Annotated in this window: 17 protein-coding genes; 9 read left to right on the forward strand and 8 right to left on the reverse strand. The window is 38.3% G+C overall.

What is annotated here, in order from left to right:
* Positions 1 to 7 precede the first annotated feature (7 nt).
* From XYLOR_RS03340 to XYLOR_RS13235, 6 genes are read left to right on the forward strand one after another with little or no spacing between them, the layout of a single operon-like run.
* Positions 8 to 3,610 carry a SusC/RagA family TonB-linked outer membrane protein gene (locus tag XYLOR_RS03340; RefSeq protein WP_036876962.1) on the forward strand — a complete coding sequence of 1,201 codons (3,603 nt, stop codon included), beginning with the start codon at positions 8 to 10 and terminating at the stop codon, positions 3,608 to 3,610.
* Between the two features lie 9 nt (positions 3,611 to 3,619).
* Positions 3,620 to 5,218, forward strand: coding sequence for a RagB/SusD family nutrient uptake outer membrane protein (locus tag XYLOR_RS03345; RefSeq protein ID WP_036876964.1), 1,599 nt, complete (start codon positions 3,620 to 3,622; stop codon positions 5,216 to 5,218).
* Positions 5,219 to 5,229: 11 nt separating this feature from the next.
* Positions 5,230 to 6,156: a hypothetical protein gene (locus XYLOR_RS03350; protein WP_036876965.1), complete on the forward strand. Its 927-nt coding sequence runs from the start codon at positions 5,230 to 5,232 to the stop codon at positions 6,154 to 6,156.
* Between the two features lie 9 nt (positions 6,157 to 6,165).
* Positions 6,166 to 7,527 (forward strand): TlpA family protein disulfide reductase, encoded by a 1,362-nt coding sequence (locus XYLOR_RS13225; protein WP_084608510.1) that lies wholly within the window; start codon positions 6,166 to 6,168, stop codon positions 7,525 to 7,527.
* 12 nt (positions 7,528 to 7,539) lie between these two features.
* Positions 7,540 to 8,619, forward strand: coding sequence for a thioredoxin family protein (locus tag XYLOR_RS13230; protein ID WP_051508838.1), 1,080 nt, complete (start codon positions 7,540 to 7,542; stop codon positions 8,617 to 8,619).
* The gene (locus XYLOR_RS13235; protein WP_084608511.1) at positions 8,619 to 11,879 is read left to right on the forward strand and encodes a metallopeptidase TldD-related protein; all 3,261 of its coding nucleotides are present in this window, start codon (positions 8,619 to 8,621) and stop codon (positions 11,877 to 11,879) included. The genes XYLOR_RS13230 and XYLOR_RS13235 overlap by 1 nt, the downstream gene beginning before the upstream one ends.
* A 298-nt stretch (positions 11,880 to 12,177) precedes the next feature.
* Here the strand turns inward: XYLOR_RS13235 and XYLOR_RS13760 are convergent, their stop codons facing one another.
* The 5 genes from XYLOR_RS13760 to XYLOR_RS13240 all read right to left on the reverse strand — a co-directional run bounded on the left by XYLOR_RS13760 (position 12,178) and on the right by XYLOR_RS13240 (position 15,232).
* Positions 12,178 to 12,288 (reverse strand): smalltalk protein, encoded by a 111-nt coding sequence (locus XYLOR_RS13760; protein WP_154655650.1) that lies wholly within the window; start codon positions 12,286 to 12,288, stop codon positions 12,178 to 12,180.
* A 196-nt stretch (positions 12,289 to 12,484) separates the two neighbouring features.
* On the reverse strand, positions 12,485 to 12,964 hold the full coding sequence (locus tag XYLOR_RS03370) for an HU family DNA-binding protein (RefSeq protein ID WP_036876966.1): 480 nt from the start codon (positions 12,962 to 12,964) through the stop codon (positions 12,485 to 12,487).
* Between the two features lie 106 nt (positions 12,965 to 13,070).
* Positions 13,071 to 13,484 (reverse strand): HU family DNA-binding protein, encoded by a 414-nt coding sequence (locus XYLOR_RS03375; protein WP_051508840.1) that lies wholly within the window; start codon positions 13,482 to 13,484, stop codon positions 13,071 to 13,073.
* A 48-nt stretch (positions 13,485 to 13,532) separates the two neighbouring features.
* Positions 13,533 to 13,676, reverse strand: a complete 144-nt coding sequence (locus XYLOR_RS13765; RefSeq protein ID WP_154655651.1) for a hypothetical protein — start codon at positions 13,674 to 13,676, stop codon at positions 13,533 to 13,535.
* A gap of 758 nt (positions 13,677 to 14,434) precedes the next feature.
* Complete coding sequence (locus tag XYLOR_RS13240) at positions 14,435 to 15,232, reverse strand: helix-turn-helix domain-containing protein (protein ID WP_169730548.1); 798 nt, start codon at positions 15,230 to 15,232, stop codon at positions 14,435 to 14,437.
* A 264-nt stretch (positions 15,233 to 15,496) separates the two neighbouring features.
* Between XYLOR_RS13240 and XYLOR_RS13245 the strand changes: the two genes are divergently transcribed.
* The gene (locus XYLOR_RS13245) at positions 15,497 to 15,871 is read left to right on the forward strand and encodes a hypothetical protein (protein WP_051508842.1); all 375 of its coding nucleotides are present in this window, start codon (positions 15,497 to 15,499) and stop codon (positions 15,869 to 15,871) included.
* A gap of 143 nt (positions 15,872 to 16,014) precedes the next feature.
* Positions 16,015 to 16,314 (forward strand): hypothetical protein, encoded by a 300-nt coding sequence (locus tag XYLOR_RS03390; protein WP_036876968.1) that lies wholly within the window; start codon positions 16,015 to 16,017, stop codon positions 16,312 to 16,314.
* A gap of 164 nt (positions 16,315 to 16,478) precedes the next feature.
* Here XYLOR_RS03390 and XYLOR_RS03395 read toward each other — a convergent pair whose 3' ends face one another.
* On the reverse strand, positions 16,479 to 17,408 hold the full coding sequence (locus tag XYLOR_RS03395; RefSeq protein WP_036876970.1) for a hypothetical protein: 930 nt from the start codon (positions 17,406 to 17,408) through the stop codon (positions 16,479 to 16,481).
* A 428-nt stretch (positions 17,409 to 17,836) separates the two neighbouring features.
* On the opposite strand from XYLOR_RS03395, the gene XYLOR_RS03400 reads away from it, so the two are divergent.
* Positions 17,837 to 19,108 carry a PDDEXK-like family protein gene (locus XYLOR_RS03400; RefSeq protein ID WP_154655652.1) on the forward strand — a complete coding sequence of 424 codons (1,272 nt, stop codon included), beginning with the start codon at positions 17,837 to 17,839 and terminating at the stop codon, positions 19,106 to 19,108.
* A gap of 118 nt (positions 19,109 to 19,226) precedes the next feature.
* Here XYLOR_RS03400 and XYLOR_RS03405 read toward each other — a convergent pair whose 3' ends face one another.
* Together XYLOR_RS03405 and XYLOR_RS03410 are read right to left on the reverse strand one after the other, a co-directional pair.
* Positions 19,227 to 19,490, reverse strand: coding sequence for a HigA family addiction module antitoxin (locus tag XYLOR_RS03405; protein WP_051508843.1), 264 nt, complete (start codon positions 19,488 to 19,490; stop codon positions 19,227 to 19,229).
* A 52-nt stretch (positions 19,491 to 19,542) separates the two neighbouring features.
* The gene (locus XYLOR_RS03410) at positions 19,543 to 20,535 is read right to left on the reverse strand and encodes an FRG domain-containing protein (protein ID WP_036876972.1); all 993 of its coding nucleotides are present in this window, start codon (positions 20,533 to 20,535) and stop codon (positions 19,543 to 19,545) included.
* Between the last annotated feature and the right edge of the window lie 47 nt (positions 20,536 to 20,582).

Genomic DNA, 20,582 nt, shown 5'->3' on the forward strand with positions numbered 1-20,582 from the left:
TTATTAGATGAAGAAGAAATCAATACGTTTATGGCTTCTCAATCGTTTATTGAGAAGAAAGAGGCTTATTATGTCTTTAGGGATTTTATGTTGCTCTTTACATTTTGCATTCGCACAGAATGAGAGGATTACATGTGAATTTCACAACACAAAGGTCATCTCCATTATGGAGTATGTACAGAAAAAAGCAGATATCAGCTATGTATACAACACAGCACTTCTTAAAGATAAGAAGGTTTCGATATCCGCAAAAAATGAGACAGTAAGTTCTTTTTTAGAAAGATTGTATAGCCCTATTGGGCTTGAAGTAGTATGGCAGGGGCATACAGCTGTAATTCGCAGGAATATGTTACATAAGAGAGAAGTTCTTGTTTCTGGACATGTAACAGATTCAAATAACGAGGCTCTTCCGGGTGTAAACATTAGTGTTGTAGGCGAAAGAAAAAGCGTGGTTACTGGTTCTGATGGTAATTATCGAATTAATGTACGCGAAGAGGATGCTTTGAAATTTAGTTTTATAGGTATGAAAGCTAAAATTGTTATCTGTTATAGCCCGATGATAAATGTAGCGTTAGAAGATGATATAAAATCTGTCGATGATGTGGTTATAACAGGATATCAGACCATTGACCGTTCTAAACTTACTTCGGCTGTTACAACTCTTAAAATGGAGGATATTAACAACCCGGGTATGACAACTGTTGACCAGATGCTCGAAGGTAAAGTTCCGGGTATGATATTCATGCAGAATTCTGGCCAGGTCGGAGCTGCTCCTAGTCTCCGTGTGCGTGGTACATCAACTATTCTTGGTAACCGCGAACCGTTATGGGTTCTAGATGGTATTGTTCTTTCCGACCCTGTTAACATTGACCCTCAACAGATTAATGATCCTGACTTTGTTAATCTTTTGGGTAATGCCATATCAGGATTGAACCCGAATGATATTCAGCAGATAGATGTATTGAAAGATGCTTCTGCCACTGCTCTATATGGTGCTAAAGCCGGCAATGGTGTTATCGTGATTACAACCAAGAAGGGTACCATAGGTAAACCTTCTATCAGTTATAATGGTAACTTTACTTATGCCAGCCGACCAAGATATTCTGATCGTGATGTCTATATGATGAATTCGGCAGAGCGTACAGATGTAAGTCAGGAACTTATAGACCGAAAGATGTATTATAATAATGTGACTCAGTGGTCTGGCTACGAACAAACTGTTCAGGATTATTATAGTGGTAAGTTGAATTATTCAGAATTTAAGGAAAAGTCAGACTATTATCGTTCTGTCAATACTGATTGGTTGGGATTGCTCACACACGATTCTTTCTCACACAACCATACAGTGAGCCTTTCAGGTGGTTCTCCTAATATAAAATATTATGCTTCACTTGGATATGGTGTTGAAAATGGAGTTATCAAACAAGAGAAGAATGAGCGTTATTCAAGTATGCTCAACTTGACAGCTACATACAGAAAATTCAATGCACAGTTCCAGTTGCAAGCCAGCAATTCTAAGCGTAATTATGCTCCTCAACAACTTGGAGTAATGGATTATGCTTATAATACAAGTAGAGCTATGCCTGCTTATAATCCTGATGGATCATTATTCTATTATCCTAGAGTCAATACTACAGGTCAACGTTATGATTTCAATATTCTCAACGAAATGGCCAATTCGGGTGATGGTTCTGAAACTAATGGTATCAGTATGCATTCGCAGATTAGATATGACATTTTGCCTTGTCTTAATATCGATGCACTTTTGGCATATAATATTTCAAATACTACTCGCGAACAGTATTATACCAAAGATACATATTATATATATAATTTAAGAGCAGATCAGAGTCAACGTAACGATTTGTGCCCTGTAGGTGGAGAATTACAACGCCAGGATACAAAGAATGACGACTATACAGTACGTCTGCAAGCCAACTTCATGAAGACTCTTGGTAAGAATGGCAATCATCTTGTTACAGCTTCTGCAGGTATTGAAGCTAAATCTACCGAATATAAAGGTTTCAATATCACACGTCGTGGTTATTTTACAGAATTTGGAGGTTATTTTGATGCCGTACCAACCGATGATGGTGGGTATTATTCAAAGTTCATGAGCACTAAAGACGCTTTGGGATATAAAACGCGTCAGTTGAATAACGAACTTGCATGGTATTGTACAGCCGGTTATGGCTTTAAAGATACCTATATATTCAATGTGCATCTGCGTGCTGAACGATCTAACCTCTTCGGTTCGCGTGCCAATGAGGAATTTTCTCCTATCTGGGCTGTGTCAGGACGATGGAACATGAAGAAAGATATTCTGAAGAATACTAAATGGGTTGACGATGCTTCATTGAGAGCTTCTTGGGGATGGCAAGGTAATATGTTACCGGGTCAGACAGCTAAGATGATCATCCAGCAATCAATGCTTACCGACCCGATATATAATTCTAATTATGCTACTATTGCCCAATATCCAAACCCTGATCTAAAGTGGGAAAAGACTTCATCTTATAATATTGGTCTTGACTTTGCCCTCTTAAATAATAAGATCCGCGGTACTTTATCATATTTCTATAAGCATACCAAAGATGCTTTCTTGACAAAGACTATTTCGGATATTAACGGTATTAACCAGTATGTCGTAAATGGTGGTTCTTTGAATAATCAGGGCGTTGAGATCTCATTGAGTTTTACTCCTATCAATAATGCTAATCTTGGCAGTGGCAAACGTGGATTCGTATGGCGTATCGATCCTCAGATCGGTGAGGTGCTTAATAAAGTTATCAACCGCGCCATCAATAACAAGACACATACAATGCATGATGTGGTTACATACAACGACTATCTTACAGGTAATGTAGAGTTGGCCGATAAACCTATCAGTACATTCTATTCTTATAAGTTTGCGGGATTGAGTCATGCAGATGGTTCACCTATTTTCTATGGAGCCGAAGATGCCAACAAGGCTGCTTTAATGGCTAAATATGCTGGTATGAACCGCGATGAGGTATTCATGCAGGTTATGGAAGAATCTGGTCAGCGCGAACCTTACATACAGGGTAGTGTAAACAACTATTTGGGATACGGCAGCTTCGGATTGTCTTTCAATTTCACCTATTCGTTGGGTAACAAGATACGTCTGTTGAAAATCTGCTCAGGCTATGCATCGAGTGTGGTTTATCCTCAGCAGAACCTACGTAAAGAGTTTATCTATCGCTGGCGTAAACCCGGTGATGAGGCATATACCAATATTCCCGGTCTTGTAACAAGCAGTACTCTTAATACTCCATGGTGGCAAGAAAATGCTGCTAGTGCATATACATTTGGAGGATCAATATATGATATGTATGACAATTCTGATATTAGAGTAGTTAGTGGTGATTACCTCAAATTACAGTCACTTGCATTCAGATATAACCTGGATGATAAGTTGGTGAAAAAAATGGGATTGCAGTCTCTCTATGTGAGTCTTGTAGGTAACAACCTCTTCACAGTTTGCAGTAGCAAACTAAAAGGTCAGGATCCTACTCAGAATGGTTCATCTCCACAGATCAACCTTTCTACACGTCCTACTTTTACATTTAACATTAACTTCACGATTTAATTGAATAGTATGAAAAAGTTATCAATATGTGTTCTTTTATTTTCGATACTCTTCACTTCTTGTAGTGGTTTTCTTGATGAGTATTCTACAGATCAGCGCTATTGCGAAACACCAAACGATCTTAATCTGCTTATGGTAGGTTCCGGATTTCTTGGCGTTTATCAACCATCAGTTTATAATCAGGTTACGATGGATAAGTCATTTTTAACTTTATCCAGTAACAGCAGTATGCATTTCCCATGGCTTCAGCTGATGGATGATGATGCTGAGGCTTTCTTGCAAGATTATGTAACTCCTGATCAGGGCACTCCTTATAATATGTTGAGTGCTATGGCCAACTGGAGTGCGAACCCATGCTCTAATATTCAGTCTCAGCAGTGGGATGATACACAATGGACTAAGTTATATGCATGCATAGGTGCCGTTAACTCTATAATATATCAGGGAGAAAATCTAAAGGGTAAGGATCCTAAAAACGAAGCTCTGCTCGATCATGTATGTGGCGAGGCTTACTTCTTGCGTGCCTTATACTATTTCTATCTGGCTAATGTTTATGGGTTGCCTTATTCTCCGGCTACAGCTTCGCAAGACTTCAGTGTACCATTGAAGATATCTCCAAATGTAGAAGATAAGTACTTTACACGTTCTACCAATGAGGAGGTTTTCAATCAGATATGGGCCGACCTTAAATCTGCAGAACAGAATATTGGTAGTTATACGCCTGATTCTAAATTGCGTGCAGGTATTGGTGCCGTAAAGGCTCTTCAGAGTAGGGTAGCTGTATATATGGAGAAATACCAGGATGCAATAGATGCTTCGAATGCATTCAGCGATCTTAGTTATTCTCTTACAGATTTAAAAACATTCGATAATAAGACCAACTTCCTTGGAAGATCTTCTAAAGAGGTGATTTTCACAGTAGGTGGCAATATTACAGCAGGTGTGTTTATCAACGACTCTGTTTCGGCTTGGAATGGAGATAACGACAGAGCAAGCAGCTTTAAGGCTTCTAACGATCTGATGGAGAAATATAGCTCTAAGGATTTGCGCCGAAGGGCATTCTTCAAAGAGTCTGCTGTAAATCATGCTCCTCTGCCTAATAAGTATAAGACATGGCAGACCTATAATGATCCAGAGCTTGTTTCGGATATATTCTGTATTAGATATGGTGAGGTAGTGCTCAATAAGGCAGAGGCTCTTGCCATGATGGGCAGTATAGATGATGCACGCAATACATTGCAGAATTTGAGAGCTAACAGAATTACAGGAGCTCAATTGAGTGATATCCCTACAGACCAGAAACAGTTGGTCGACTTTATAAGAAATGAGCGTCGTCTTGAATTATGTTTCGAGGGGCATCGCTGGTTCGACTTGCGCCGCTATTCTGTAAACAGTAAATTCCCTTTGTCTGCCGATTTCACTATCAAGCATCCGGCTTATACATATGATCCAAATTCGAATGTAAGTTACCTTACCGGATATTACGTTCTCCAGTCATATAGTAAAGATCAGGGCGCATGGGTGGTACCGGTTCCTAATGCTACTATAGAGTTTAACCGTGGTTCTATTACGAATCTTTTACGTAATGACCGTAGTATAATCAAATAAATTATAAACAGATGAAGATACTTAAAAATATATTGCTTTTGGGAATTGCAGTTCTTTCGCTTTCGGCTTGTCAGAAAGAAGAAACGATGGACTTTCCTGATTATGACAAAAACTGGTATGTTGTAGATGATAATCCAAGCGACTCTGTAAGTCATGCCATATATCTTTTCTATAAGGATTTTGGAATACCAGTATTTACCAACGATACGATTGGATCACAGCAGCGTGTTGATGTATTCAATAAAGAATATACTCATTACGAAACTCTCACACTGAGTTATTCGATGGGTGGTATGGCCAGTGCCAGTTCTTCTCCTGTAGTTGATAACTTCACTTATGCCAATAGAGCCAATGTACCGGCTTTCTTAAGATACATTCGACAGGAGATAATGCCCGCTCTGCCTAAGGCTATCCACATACAGAGCTTATTCCTGGTAGACCAGATGACGAGTTTCTCTTTTGGCTCCTATGCCTTCAAGGGACTCAACACCTTGGTAATATCTAACGTTTCAAGATTGTCTACGATGGATGAGTCTGAGAAGAAGAAGATGAAGGGTGCAATACTCCGTTCAGCTTTGACCGACTATATCTTGAATCAAGATGCTTACTCTTCGTTATTGGCTAAATTCTATCAGATATCACGAAGTCTGAGTCCGACTCAAGATATCTATCATATGTATAAATGGTCCCTTAATCAGTATGTTACCGGAGCTGATCCTAACGACTGGAATCATCCTACAGTGCAAGAAGTTGGCTTCTTGGATACAGATCCTCAAAACACTTATTATACTCCTACTAGTACATGGATGGACGTCAATATGTACGTAGAGGCAGCACTTACTTATAATCAAGACGAATTTACGCAGTTGTATGGTACATATCCATATATCATGCAGAAATACACAATAATACAAAATATAATTAACAGTTTAAAGTAAAACATTAAGATGAAAAAAAGTATTTTATCTTTTGCCATGTTAGTGGCAGCCGCCACCTGTGGAGCTCAAACGGCTCACATCGGAGGTGTGTTCAACAAGATTATCATTGATAATCAAAAAAGTACATCCGTTGTTCTCTGCCAGAATGTGAATGGCAAACTGGAAGAAAAAGCGGGAGCCGGATTGAGAAGCTACGACAAGTCCTTCAGCCTGAATGTAGGTTCTGAAACCGGGTTGTTGAACAAAGTCTCTTACATAGGTGCTGATGGTGAGTTTTACCCTATTTATCTTGGTGATAAAGACTCTATCAATATAAATGTAGAAGATGGCAATATCAAACTAAGCGGTAAAATAGGTAAAGAGAATGAGTTTATCGCAGGATGGTTCGAAATTCTTGCTCCTCTAAGAACATTAGATTATACACTGGCTGGTCGTAAAGCTACACCCGCTCGCTATCATGCTGTAATAGACAGTGTTACAACTCTTGCTCAGCAGTATATGGCTAATGTCAATACCGGTAATGCCGCATTCGATTCTTACATAAAGAAAGCAATGCCTTTCCTCCTTCAGTATGATATCACTTCTGTGTTCATGAATGGTATAGAATGGCCTAAACATGAGGATTATCCACAGTATATTCAGGATTATTTGAGTAAGGATATATACAACAGTATGGATGTATGGCATTATTCTCCACAGCCTTTCGACTTGATGTTGAATTATGCTTTTGCCAAAACTTTCGTTTACAATTTCATCATGGGTCCTACACTTCCTTGGGAGTTGAAGTATATCAAAAATGATGAGTTGCGTGGTGAGGTTATCCTGTCCGCTATGGAGAGAAATCTGCTTGATAGTGCAGACGTAGTTTGTAAACGTTATGAGAGCAGCTTTGTTACACCAAAACAGAAAGTACGCAGAGTTGACCTGTTGAAGAAATATATGGTTAAGAAAGCCGGAAATCCTTGGATAGACTTTACATACGAAGATGCAAATGGCAAAAAGAGAAAACTTTCTGATTTTAAGGGTAAAGTTGTGTTAGTAGACGTTTGGGCTACATGGTGTCCTCCTTGTAAAAAAGAGATCCCTTACTTACAGGAACTTGAAAAAGAATTTGCCAAAAAGAACATCGTATTCTTAAGTGTATCTTTCGATACCGACCGTGTTGCATGGAAAAAGATGCTAAAGGATAAGAATATGGGTGGCGTACAGTTGATTTCATATAGAAAAGGTCCGTTGGTAACTGACTATCAGATTGCTGAAATACCACAGTTCATGGTTTTCTCTAAGACAGGAAAGACTGTAAATATCAGTGCTCCACGTCCTTCAGAGCCTGCTCTGAAACAGTTGTTGGAGGCTGAACTAAAAAAATAAAATAGCATTGAGATGAAAAAAACTCTTGTTATATTGATGCTTATTCTTACGACAATTGGTGTCTGTGCTCAAGGCGTAGACTTTGTCAAGGGAATAAGCTTCAAAGAAGCCTTGGCCAAAGCCAAGAAAGAAAACAAAATGGTATTCATGGACTGTTATACGTCGTGGTGCGTACCATGTGCAAAGATGTCTCATGATATATTTCCACAAAAAGAATGTGGAGATTTCTTCAATGATAAGTTTGTATGCATAAAGATGGATATGGAGAAAGGCGAGGGTATTCAGCTGTTAAAGAAATACTTAGTGCAGTCTTATCCCACATTCATAATCATGGATGCCGACGGTAAAGAAATCAATCGCCTTACCGGCGCTTCATCGGATGCAACCAGTTTTGTGGCTCGCATGGTAGAAGCTGTAAAACCGGATAATTCGGTAGTTGCCTTGAAGGAGGCTTTCGATAAGGAACCTAATTACGATAATGGTATGAAACTGGCCAAGGCGCAGATAGACCACGGACAGGATCCGGCTCCTACGTTCGACGAGATGTACAAGAATCCATGGGAGTCGCAGCGTTATTCACTCGAATATCTCGAACTTGTTTTCGCCACGACTGATTTCAGAACTTCACGTTTCGACCATTTTATGCTGGACAAGGCAAAGATGGACAAGTATCTTGGTCGCGAGGTTGTAAACAGGATGATTTTCGATACATATAGAAAACCAATGTATATGGTGGCCGATGAACGCCCACACAACTATACACTGGAAGATGTAAGAAAGGCGGCTTTTATAACAGCTATGCTTGGATTGCCTGTCGATGATGCCGAGTCGTATCTTCCTAGAATTGCGCTCTATGTGATGGAAAAAGATTACGATACGATGATCAGATTTTATGAACAGACAATAAGATTCCTTCCCAGTACTGACGCATTCAAGGGTATACTCGAAAATATCCTTACCAGCAAGTATAAGAAGATGAACGCATCTCAGCAACAGAAGGTTATGGATTATCTCAAGAAATGCGCTAATGCATCTACTTACGATTCCAAGTCAAAGCTGGAGACTATCAATTCTCTAATAAATCAAAAATAATGGAATTTAATAAAATATCAATATCAGTTGCCCTCTCGTGTGTGAGCATAGTCACTTTGAGCGCCCAGACATTAGAGAAAGACTCGTTGGTCAGCACTATGAAGAGTGAACTGAAATACGATATGTCGCAACTGCAAAAGGAGGCTAATCCTCCATATTTCATGAGTTTCAGACTGGCAGACGTTACCAAATCGGTCATTTCGAGCGATCTTGGTGCTGCATCGGTCGAGAGCAATCATGAGAGAAGTCTGACACCCCAGATAAGATTGGGATCTAAGGATCTTGACAATTTCAAATACCAGAACCAGGGTAGCGGAAGCGAACAGCGTGACGGTAAGGGTGTGGCCGTTCCTATCGATGGAATGGTTATACCGGGCATGAGACAGGCTATATGGAAGGAGGTCCTGAGGCGTTATCAGATTGCCAAGAGCAATTACGATCAGGCTAAATCTAAGGCTCTTACTAGTACCGCCGATGAGGACAAGGCTCCTTGTTTTTCGGATGCTCCACTCGAAACTTATTATGAACAACCGCTCCCTCAGAGTGTGTATAAGATAGATGCTGACACTTGGAAAGACAGACTTAATGCCATTACTCGTGTGTTTCTTGACTGTAAAGACATAGAGACAGGAAGGGCTGATATGTCTTTCGAGATAGACAGAAACTATCTTGTAAATACTGACGGTACTGTTGTGGTACAAAACCGTAAGGCTGTACGCGTACTTGTAACTGCATCGGTTAAGGCTACAGACGGCATGTCGTGCCCTCTGCACTGGGACTATTTCGCATACGACATCGACAAACTGCCTTCGCAAGATAAGATGATCGAAGATGCCAAGGCCATGATTCAGCGCCTTTTGGCTTTGAAGACAGCACCTGTGGCCGACCCATATACAGGTCCGGCTATCTTGTCAGGTCCTGCCAGTGGCGTATTCTTCCACGAGATTTTCGGACACAGACTTGAAGGTCATCGTCTGAAAAAGGGCGGACAGACATTCAAGAAGATGGTTGGCGAACGTGTTCTGCCTACTACATTCAATGTCTATTCTGACCCAACTCTTACTCATTATGGCACTTCAGACCTCAACGGATATTACAAATATGATGATGAGGGTGTTAAGGCTCAAAGAGTAAACTGTGTGGAGAATGGTATATTGAGAAACTTCCTGATGAGCCGTGTGCCTCTCGATGGTTTCCCTCATAGCAACGGTCATGGTAGAACTCAGGGCGGCAACGACCCGGTTTCTCGTCAGTCTAATCTGATCGTAGAAACAACTAAACCATACACCGAGGCTGAACTCAGAGCAATGCTTGTAAAAGAGGCTCAGAAGCAAGGCAAGGCTTACGGATATTTCTTTAAGACTGTTACGAGTGGTTTCACTCTCACAGGCGAGGATGGTAGCCTTAACTCATTCAACGTCACCCCGCTAGAGGTATTTCGTGTGTTTGTAGACGGCCGTCCTGATCAGTTGGTTCGTGGTGTCGACATGATTGGTACACCGCTTTCGATGTTCTCTAATATTTCGGCTGCCGGCAATCAGACCAGCACATTCACAGGCGAGTGTGGAGCAGAGTCGGGTTGGGTACCTGTCACAGCCAGTTCGCCAATGATTTATGTCTCTAAAATCGAGACACAGCGCAGACAGCTGGATTTGCAGAAACCTACTATTCTTCCTGCTCCTGAGGTCACAACAGCCGTCGACAAAAACGAAGACAATATTATCTTTAAGGCTATGGAAGACGAGATGAAACGCAACTTGAACATCTCATATCCGGGTTATCCCAAACCATGTTACCTAAACTATAATATTGCCCGCATCAGTCAGGCATACATCTCTGCATCTCTTGGTGGCATCTTATGGTCTAGACACTATCCTACGGTAACACGTGGAGGCGTAAACGTGGCTGTAGGCGATTCGCTACGCTTAAGCGATATGCAGTCTGGTCAGGTTTATCCTGTATCTTGCACTAATACGGTAGACTATAACAATATCCGCAGAGAGTTATGGAATGCTTCCGACTATATGTACAAATACAGTCTGAGCGTGATGTCTAAAAAGATGAACTTCCTGGCTAACAATCCTATGCCTAAAGATGAGGTTGGAATACCCGATATGTTCAACATGAAGCCTAGTGAGTACATCCAGGCAGACAGTCAGGACACCATTTCATATTCTTACCTGCAAGATCTTGGCAAGCGCCTCTCGGCCATATTCGCCAAGTATCCAGACCTTTACAACACAAGTGTAAACATATTGAATAAGAACACGGTAAACTATCGTGAAACATCTGAAAACATCAAGCAGAAGAGCTTGCATGGTTTTGTAGAACTCACAGCATACGCCAGTGTACGTACGCCTGATGGTTCAGAGATCTCAGACCGTATTGACCGTATCGTATGTTCAGACAAGGAACTTGATTCAGACAAGATGGCCGACTTGGTAGAGAAGTTTGCCGACCGTTTGGTCAAGTTGCATCAGGCAGAAGCTCTGAACGACTATTATGTAGGTCCAATCATGTACGAAGACGATATGATAAGCAACACAGTGACTAACCTCATTGTGCCATTACTCACAGCCAAAAGAACTGTTCAGGACAACAGCGGTCTCTCCAGCCTTTTGGTAGGCAAGAGAATTTTAGACAAACACCTCAACATCGATCAGCTGACAGATATGCCGGTATTTAATTCTACCAAACTGTTAGGAAACTTCAGCTGCGATGCTGATGGTGTTGTGCCTGCCAAATCATTGAGTCTGTTGAGCGGTGGATTTGTTAAACAGCTTATCTGCGGCAGATATCCTGCTCTTAACTGTCTGCAAAGCACCGGTAACGAGAGATTCTTCGACGATCCTGAGACAATAGGTACAGGTGTAGTTCCTGGCATCTTGAGAGTGTATGGCGACGTAGTCAAACCATTTGATAAGATGAAGCAGATACTCTGCAAGGAAGCTAAAGACAAAGGTTTGAAAGTTACCTATATTGTACGTGAGCCATCCGGTCTTACACCAAGTTTGTACAGAGTTAATGTATCTACTGGCGAGGAGGAACTTGTAAGGGTGAAAGAGATCCCGACTCCAAGCAAGGGTGACTTGTTGCATATCGTAGCAATGTCGAAAGAGGAAAATATTCAGAACACAATTATAGGCCGTGTAGGTTCGACAATCATTGCGCCGAGGGCTCTTATAGTAGATAATATTGAATGTTATTTCAAGAAACCAAAACAAGAAATGGCATTCCCTATAGAACCGCCTAAAAACTAGACTTAATAAAGACTCTCTCTTATCTTTATTAGTAGGGTGCATCAGAAAAGTTTCTTTTCGATGCACCCATTTTTTATACAATAGAATGATAACATTAGAGAAAATAAGCGGGTCTCCTTTTATCTAATAGTCTTTATTAGATTTCTTATTTAATTATTAGTGGATGAACTTGAAAATCCTGAAGGCCTTTTGAGACCGTGAGACCGAGAGACCGTATTTTACCATTAAAAAATCTCAAGAACCCCTTGTCGTCTTATGCGATTTTGAATTCTTGAGATAATTGTTGTTTTAGTTTATTCTAAAACGGTCCGTGCCCTGTGCACGAAGTCACCCCGATGGTAGTGGCAATGGCCGTAAGAACCGTAATAAGCAGTCGGAGCAGTTGGCTCCATGGCATTTTTGATTTCATAGTCTTTTTAGTTTTTTTGTGATTTATGGAGCTTTATTTATTAGCCCCATCGTTATTTTCTTTCTTAGTGATGCATAGTTGCTTCTTTCCTAGCAGCCCATTGTTATTTTTTTGTTAACAGAGCATAGCTGTTTTTCTTTTAGGTATCGACGGTGTGGGTTCAAACCACACCGTCTTTGGTTCACTCAGTGCGTTGCTATTTAGTGCCTCCGTTTCCGCCCGGAGTAGCAGCCTTGGCTTTTGCAGCTTCCTTCTCGCCGATATTCTCATTGCGAGGAGCCTCCTGCACCTTGGCGCCACCCAACATCGCTCTTTGGCGTAGACCTGTGGCATCCTTTTTCGTTTCGGGTTGGAAGTTGATGTGCAGATCTCTCACGTTTTTCGATACCGAATATTCGTCGATAGTTTTGCTTCCAACTCCGCGGATGCCAATCTTAAACGAACCCAGTCCGTCGATTTTTACACGCATGGAGTTCTGTAACTGTGCAGCCATAGTCTCCACCAGTTCGGTGAGTACCGCCTTGATATCAGCAGCCTTGATGGTACAGTTGGCCTGCATTATCTTGGCCAGCCCCTCGGTGTCAATTACTCCCACGTGGATGGCACGGGCGAAGTATAATCCTGCAGTGCGACTGCCTTTTCTGTTGTCTTTGTTTAATTTGTAAAGTACTGGCATAATTTGTTGTTTTTTTGTTGTGATGAATGAAAATCTTACCAGAGATTATTCATTCCGTTTTTGGGGATATGCATCCCACTTTTGTGTTATTGTTCTTGTCGATCCGTTACCTGGTTTTGGGCGTCTCTACCAGTTCTGCCCCGTCGAGCAGAACTTTTACGCGGTGGCCATCTGCGCAGATAGAGTATTCGGGCCAGAAAATTATCTTCAGCGAACGGACATTACGCTGTGGGTCAAAGTCTTCGGGGCGGTCAACCGGTTCGTTGGTTATGGCGATCTTAAAGGTGCCAAATCCGTCTAGTTGTACCCTTTGCGAGTCTTGTAGTAATAGCTTCATGGTGCACACCAGTTCGGATATGACAGCCAGAACATCGCTTTCTTTTAGCGAACAGTTGGCTTGTATGATGCGAGCCACGTCGCGAGTGCGCCAAGTTCCGGTATGCTGCGCCAGAGCGTAGAACTTTCCACAAGCCGACGTATGAGGTGCGGTAATTTGTTTTATTTTGTATAGTATTGGCATTATTATTTTTATCGTTTATGCTCTATTCTTTGCCAGAACAGATTTTGATTATCCTGTCATCGTACTTGGTACACGATTTATCTGAATCATCGCTATCCATTGTCCGAGAATGGCGTTGTCTGAGAGCGGCTCGCGGCTGTCTGGCAGAGTGGGGTATGCTGTCGGGCAGTGATTGCTCTGTGTATCTCTCATTGACGATGCAAAGGTACTGCATCCTGTGGCAGTTTGCAATAGTTTACCCCTGTGGCGTTTGTAATTTACCCCTACTTTTTATTTTTCACGTTTAGAAATTGGCATTTAGAGATTGGCATTTAGAGAATGGGATTTAAAGATTTGCATTTAGAAGATTGGGATTTAGAGAATGGCATTTAGAGATTGGGATTTAAAGATTTGCATTTAGAGATTGGGATTGAGAGAATGGCATTTAAAGATTGAGATTGAGAGAATGGTATTTAGAAATTGGGATTTAAAGATTTGCATTTAAAGATTGGGATTTAGAGATTGGCATTTGTAGCATTGCAATATTGCTGAGTAGATAGGAGATCAATATCCGAGACGGTGTGTTTTGAAAACACAGCGTCAAAATTGGATAATTAATTAAGCCCCGCATTGGTCTCCTGGTCTCCGGTCTCAAAACATGGGTTTAAGAAATCCTTTATATAATCCTCTGTAGCCTTATTATTATATTATATAATATATAATATAATAATAAGATATAATTTTATTACAGATATGAAAAAATAATGTTTTGTAATCTACTGTATTAGAGACTAAGAGACCAAGAGACCGTTAAATTTTTACGGTCTAAATAATTAGAAATTATATTTACAATTAGAACAATCAATCACAGGCGTTGTATAAGACATCCTTTCATATAATGTATATGCGCATAGGCTATCAGACGATATGCCTGATAACAAAAATGGACTAAGAAATGCCAAAGAGGGGAGTTATTTGAAAATAGACAATCGAAAGTCTTGAAAAGACATTCCCGTTTGCAGTTTGAAAAAACGACTGAAGTGAGCCGAGTCGTCGAATCCGAGATCATAACCGATTTCTTTGAGCGACAAATCAGTAAATAATATCATTCGTTTGGCTTCGGCAATGATTTGAGCAGACAGATAAGCCTTGGGCGACTGATCTGTGGCCATTCTGAAAATTTCTGACAGATAGTGAGGAGAGAGGCACAGCGCATCTGCATAGTCATCCACCTTGTGCCACTCACGCAAGTGCCGTCCTACCAAATCCTTGAAAAGGGCAATGGCCGGATGTTGGAATTTTTCTTCATTCTGAGCATGCTCCGGCATAGGAATCAGGCTGTTACATTCGATCAGAAAAAGTTTGAGATGCGCCTCAATCACATCCATTCTGAAAGGCGACGAAGAGAGGAACGCATCCGTCATGGCCATCAAATGAGGCATCAAAGCAGCTACATCATCATCCGACAGGACTAGAGGATGGCCGTGAGAACTGAATAAGTCAAGACGTTCCAAAAACTCGCCCGTAATAGATTTTGCGGGGAAGAATTCGGGTATAAACTGTATCATAACCTCTTGCGGCTGTGGTGGTTGTATGCAATGTACCTCGCCGGGTGCGATAAACCATATCGTCTTGGGGCAGATAGGGTAGATATGAGAGTCGACCACGTGCCGACCCGCCTTATTGAACGACCATAACAGTGTATAGTAATTATGTTGGTGTGGCGTTGTTGCAATATTGAGGTTAATATCTTCGATCTTCTTAATCATAAATGGCGATATCGATCCCTTATATTGCAACATGCTCTCGTTGTGTGTATTTATTGTCATGCTGTATTTTCTTTAAATAGAGAATTGCAAAGGTACGAAATGTATTGTGAAATATTTCACTAGTGTCTACTTTTTTCTTTTCTATTTATCGGAAAATCAATATAATTTTCTATATTTGCACAAATTTGTGGGCATATCATTGCGATCTGCATCATTGATAAATACCATAATAAAATTTATATACTTGTTTAAAATTATAACGTTATGAAAAAAATACTATTTACTTTTCTTTTAGGTCTGCTGTGTGTAACAGCAAGTGCACAGAATTACAAGAACGATGGAAAACCGTACGCAGTATATTGTCAGTTGATAAGTTTCGAAACTTTTTCTGGCCATATCAAAGTAAGAATTTTGTGGAACAATCTTAAAGAAGAAACCACTCTTTGCGATGAAAAGGGCGAAAAAATAGATTTACAAAACTTGATAGACGCAATGAATTATATGTCTAAACGGGGCTGGGAATTTGTACAGTGTGAGCGGTATAATGATGAATACCACTACATATTAAAGAAACAAGTAACTTCTGACCAAGAGGCAAAAGAGGGCTTGTATTTCCTGACTGATTTCAAGAATAAATAGGACGTTGAGATTAAGACGTGAATAATAGCCAATGTAATAGGATATAAAGTTGTACTGTAAATTCTAATATTCTCATTAATATTCTTTTGCATATTTCATGTATTTTTCATACCTTTGCAATTCATTTTTAAAAAACAACCAATATGAAGATTTATGAAAAGGGTGATTTCTATTATTCGGAAATCATGTTGAAAGACAATTGTGAAGAATATTTCGATGAAGAAATGGCTGAAAGTTTTAGGGAAGAGATTACAGAACTTTTCGGTTATGGGAAAGAAGGCATACGTTTTTTTGGGGCTGCAAGGATACCTGTAGACAATCCCGGCGACTGCTTCTTCCAGTCTTTTGACTACTTGTTAGTTCTAAAGTATATTGACAACGGCACAACTCTGCTAATATCAAAAACAAGGTGCTTGTTGAAGGCTGCTTTAGGATTGAAATAACAGAGAACACCCAATTAAAGAACATAACCCGTTGGCATGTCATAATAACTGCTAACGGGTTATTTGCTGTTTATATCACAACATCGCAGCAATTTTTTGCTAATCTGTTTTTCGAGCCACTTGCATATTATATTTTGTCTGCATACGTACCGGCATGTATAGCATTATTGCAGATGTTCGATGTGATAGCGCTTCATATATCCCGAAGGATCTACATGCAACATATCCATAATTTCTTCGTGGTTCAAGTTTAAAAGTTCTAGTTGGACCCCGATTTTAGCAAAGGCTTCTTTAAAGGTTTTAGTATATTTTTCATACTCTAATTTTGATTTCTCGTAATTAGATTTTATATACTCAATTGTCTTTGATCTTCTACTTCCTTGATAAACTATATCCTCAAATTTCCAGTGGCAGTTAATCAGATACACTTTTTTATTATTTACACTCTTTGAAGAGTAGTAATTGTACAGCCCCAAAAGATGTTTTAACATTTGGAAAGTATCAAAAGCTATAGGGTTGCTCTCTTCGTGGAAATGTTTAAAGATAGGCTGAAATAACGGATAAGAAGCATTATTGCAATAATTGCCCTCTATTTGGTAGGAACAGTAACTTGATGATACTTTTTTATCTTTTGCCATATACTTGTATGTAAAAGGCTCTAACATTTTGACTTCAACATATATATCGCAATCGTTATTCTCTAAGAAAACATCAATATTTGCAGGTCCTCCTTTTATAGTTTTTCGTTTTGCTTCATAGGATAATTTATAATCACAAGATGGGACTAAATTGTTTTTATAGATATGTATCTTCTCCTCAATCCCAAATAAGTTTACTGTGAATGCTGACGAAGAGCGTAGGGCTTCCATCTTTGCAGGAGATATCTTTGCAGGATATTTTTTTTCGTTGCTTAATTCTGAGCCATTTCCATTTTTAAATTCTTTTTCATGCATCCCTAATCCACCTTTTTGAAGGTTATATTTATAGTACTTTAAGTAACTATTTTTGTATCTTGGACTATTATTATAATATTCTTCAGATAGTCCTAAATTGGAATTTAGTTTTTCTATTATTTTTTCTTCTAACTTAATCATTTCTTTGTATTTTAAACATGGTATTTATATTTCGGATACAAATATATCAAAAAAGACCAATAGAAAGACTCTTTTGCGAAAATGTTTTTCAATAATTAAAAAAAATCAACATTCCATACTGTCTTGATCTTTTATAAAGGCGGATAATATGTTCTCCACCCTTTGATGTATGATAATAGATAGGTCTTATGGTCTCAAGTCTCAAAGCGTTATAATCTAAATTCCTTTTGCCTCTTAAAATTATCCATACGTTAATGTTATTATCGATTCATTTGGTATTAGAGCTGCTATATCCTCAATGTTTCCAACAAGTTAGTATTTTTTTTGTTATTTAGAACAAAATATGATGGGAGAATTCTAATATACAGATACATTTGTTACCTTTGCCATTGAGTCAAAAAAGTCAAATAATAATTAACAAAGAATATATGGAAATAGAAAAGCTGCAAGATCTTTTGAATAAAGTTAATACTATTATTCAGAGAGATAAAATTCAAAAAGGAGAAAGGCTGAAACGTGGAGAAAACTTTGATATTATTGAAGAACTGGAATTCTTTACTAGACATGAAGAACAACTCCATACTCCTTTTTTAAGAATGCTTTTAAATACAAAAGGGAATCATGGTCTAAAAGAAACCTTCTTAAAAGCTTTTATTGAAGATGTTGTATGCCAATTGAAGGAGAATTTTAAATATGATGTGAAAAATAGTCATATAGATTTGAATGACCACTTTATAGGTAACATAGGTGTTGATGATGATGGAAATCCAATAGGTGGGGAAATAGACATTTTTTTGCATGATGATAATAAAAATGCCATCATAATTGAAAATAAATTTAATAGATATGGTGGCTCTGCTAAAGATCAGGAAAATCAATTGTTGCGCTATTATAATTTTGGCAATAACGAATATACTAATTTTGTGTTAATATATTTAACGCCAGATGGAAAAGAAGCTTCAGATTATTCTCTTGGTAAAAAACTTAATAACAATGACTATTATCGTTTAAGTTATGACCCTAGAGACGGGTATCCGAGTATTATAAATTGGCTTGAGCACTGTGTACAATTATCGGCGACATTCCCACTTATAAGAGAAACAATTAGACAATATATAACATACTTAAAAAATAAACGCGAAATTATGGATAATGTAAATAATGAAGAACTATTAAAAACGTTATTATCTCGAAATAATATTGAAACCGTTTTTGATATTTTAAATCAGAAAGAAAATATTTTTATTCGTATTAGGCAAAATTTTTGTGAAGATCTAAAAAAACTTGGAGAAAAATACAATCTTAAAGTTATGTGGGATGATGGAATAATTAAGTTGGAAAAAAATAAATGGATAATTTTTGAGGGTAGTAAACAGAAAAAATATGTTTTTGCAATTGGTTTTTATGAACTACCAGAAGGAGTATTATATGGATTATCGACAACTGACAAAAATTTGAAAGGAGAACTTGGTAATGTAGATTGGCCTGAAAATGATAAGCCTGAACATGAAGATAATTTAAATGGTGAATTTCCTTATGGATGGAGCTCTCTATATGATAAAAACAGAAGTACTACTGGTAGTTGGTGGAATTGGGATTTGCCAAATTCATTACTTGATATGGTAAACGGTAGTATGTTAAACTTCATAGAATCCAGACTTCTTCTTTTGAAAGAAATGGGAGTTCTTGAAAAATTATGATTTTAATACTGTTTTGAGTTAAACATTATAGTTATGATGGTGAATTATCTCGCCATAATAACTATATTTATTATAACCTTAAGCGCCATATCACTGTAAGTCAGACGAAATGTTTGATTTAACAAATCTGCATATTATGTTCAGTCTGCATGCGTAAGAGCATGTCGGCTTTGATTCCTAATGTCGTTTCTATTGTGAGTACTAACTCAATGGATAGGGGGCGCTTACCATTAAGAACCTCATTGAAAGCGGTATATGAAAGACCACACTTCTTTGCGAATTCTTTCTGTTGTATTTTCCGATATTCCAACTCATCTTTAATCAATTCACCCGGATAAAACGGACGAAATGATTCTGTATTGTTTGCTGTTATTTCCTTCATAATTGTATTCGTTAGTATTATGTTGTTGAAGTAAAATGTTTTGCCTTAATGTCTATTCTTCTATAGTTTTTTGTTCGTTCTTTAGTTTTTGATTGTTCCAATAAATAGTTTCAGTTATTTTTTTTGTGATTCCGTTATAGCCTGGAAAAATCAATGAAGCATCGTAACCTTTATTAGATAAATATTTATATAATTCATCGTCTTTTGGGGTTGGAATAGAAATTCTATATAAGATCGGTTCTCCATTCTCCATTGGTTTTTGTTCTTTTATAAAATCATCAAAGGGTTTAACAATCATATCATTATTAATGAATTTTTGGTTAAGCTCTAAAGATTCTGATTCTAGGTAATAAAAATAGCATTCAACTTGGTTTAAGGTAAAGATCCCTTTTTGCGCACAAAGATTTGGATTACCAGCATATTGTGGGGTACATAATCTTAATCCTGGTCGTTCTTTATCAACAGCATCGTATATGGAAGTATTTAATGCCCAAAGTAATATATTTTCAGGGTAAACAGGATTTTCTTCAAAAGTCACTAGTCCTGAAAGAGCAAAATATATAGCAACATTTATATCTCTAGACCAGTCTAATAGTCGAGTGTAAACGCCATAATGTTGTGCTAAACCGGCAATATCTATATACTCAGAAGGAATCCAAGAATAATATTGCTTTAGTATTTCTATTATATCTACGTTCCCAATTATTTTGTTTCTAAAATCTTTTATTTCAGGTACGTATAAACCTCTATAATCGGAATCTGCATAAAATTGATGTAAACTAATATATTCAGCAATGATTTGAAAATATTCTGAGTTGTTATTATCAATTGTAAATTCTGGCCAACTTTCTTTTACCAAGTCAACAAGATGTTCATGATTATCTTTACGTAAAGCGCTGGGGATGAGTTTGTGTTGATCAGAAGACTCTCCTCTAAAAATAAACTGATCAGTTATAAGTTTATATAACTCTCCATTATATGACATTTTTTTTATAAAATCCTCAACGCTTGAGCATTTAATTTCTTTTACATTGCATTTTTCCATAATAGTTTCGTTATTCTTTATTTTGCGTCAGCATCTAAATATTGGTT

The sequence above is a fragment of the Xylanibacter oryzae DSM 17970 genome (genome assembly GCF_000585355.1).
GTDB lineage: Bacteria > Bacteroidota > Bacteroidia > Bacteroidales > Bacteroidaceae > Prevotella > Prevotella oryzae.

Excerpts from the sequence above, each read along its gene's own strand:
- XYLOR_RS03340 (WP_036876962.1), top strand. The coding sequence starts at position 8 with ATGAAGAAGAAATCAATACGTTTATGGCTTCTCAATCGTTTATTGAGA.
- XYLOR_RS03345 (WP_036876964.1), top strand. The coding sequence starts at position 3,620 with ATGAAAAAGTTATCAATATGTGTTCTTTTATTTTCGATACTCTTCACT.
- XYLOR_RS03350 (WP_036876965.1), top strand. The coding sequence starts at position 5,230 with ATGAAGATACTTAAAAATATATTGCTTTTGGGAATTGCAGTTCTTTCG.
- XYLOR_RS13225 (WP_084608510.1), top strand. The coding sequence starts at position 6,166 with ATGAAAAAAAGTATTTTATCTTTTGCCATGTTAGTGGCAGCCGCCACC.
- XYLOR_RS13230 (WP_051508838.1), top strand. The coding sequence starts at position 7,540 with ATGAAAAAAACTCTTGTTATATTGATGCTTATTCTTACGACAATTGGT.
- XYLOR_RS13235 (WP_084608511.1), top strand. The coding sequence starts at position 8,619 with ATGGAATTTAATAAAATATCAATATCAGTTGCCCTCTCGTGTGTGAGC.
- XYLOR_RS13760 (WP_154655650.1), bottom strand. The coding sequence starts at position 12,288 with ATGAAATCAAAAATGCCATGGAGCCAACTGCTCCGACTGCTTATTACG.
- XYLOR_RS03370 (WP_036876966.1), bottom strand. The coding sequence starts at position 12,964 with ATGCCAGTACTTTACAAATTAAACAAAGACAACAGAAAAGGCAGTCGC.
- XYLOR_RS03375 (WP_051508840.1), bottom strand. The coding sequence starts at position 13,484 with ATGCCAATACTATACAAAATAAAACAAATTACCGCACCTCATACGTCG.
- XYLOR_RS13765 (WP_154655651.1), bottom strand. The coding sequence starts at position 13,676 with ATGAGAGATACACAGAGCAATCACTGCCCGACAGCATACCCCACTCTG.
- XYLOR_RS13240 (WP_169730548.1), bottom strand. The coding sequence starts at position 15,232 with ATGATTAAGAAGATCGAAGATATTAACCTCAATATTGCAACAACGCCA.
- XYLOR_RS13245 (WP_051508842.1), top strand. The coding sequence starts at position 15,497 with ATGAAAAAAATACTATTTACTTTTCTTTTAGGTCTGCTGTGTGTAACA.
- XYLOR_RS03390 (WP_036876968.1), top strand. The coding sequence starts at position 16,015 with ATGAAGATTTATGAAAAGGGTGATTTCTATTATTCGGAAATCATGTTG.
- XYLOR_RS03395 (WP_036876970.1), bottom strand. The coding sequence starts at position 17,408 with ATGATTAAGTTAGAAGAAAAAATAATAGAAAAACTAAATTCCAATTTA.
- XYLOR_RS03400 (WP_154655652.1), top strand. The coding sequence starts at position 17,837 with ATGGAAATAGAAAAGCTGCAAGATCTTTTGAATAAAGTTAATACTATT.
- XYLOR_RS03405 (WP_051508843.1), bottom strand. The coding sequence starts at position 19,490 with ATGAAGGAAATAACAGCAAACAATACAGAATCATTTCGTCCGTTTTAT.
- XYLOR_RS03410 (WP_036876972.1), bottom strand. The coding sequence starts at position 20,535 with ATGGAAAAATGCAATGTAAAAGAAATTAAATGCTCAAGCGTTGAGGAT.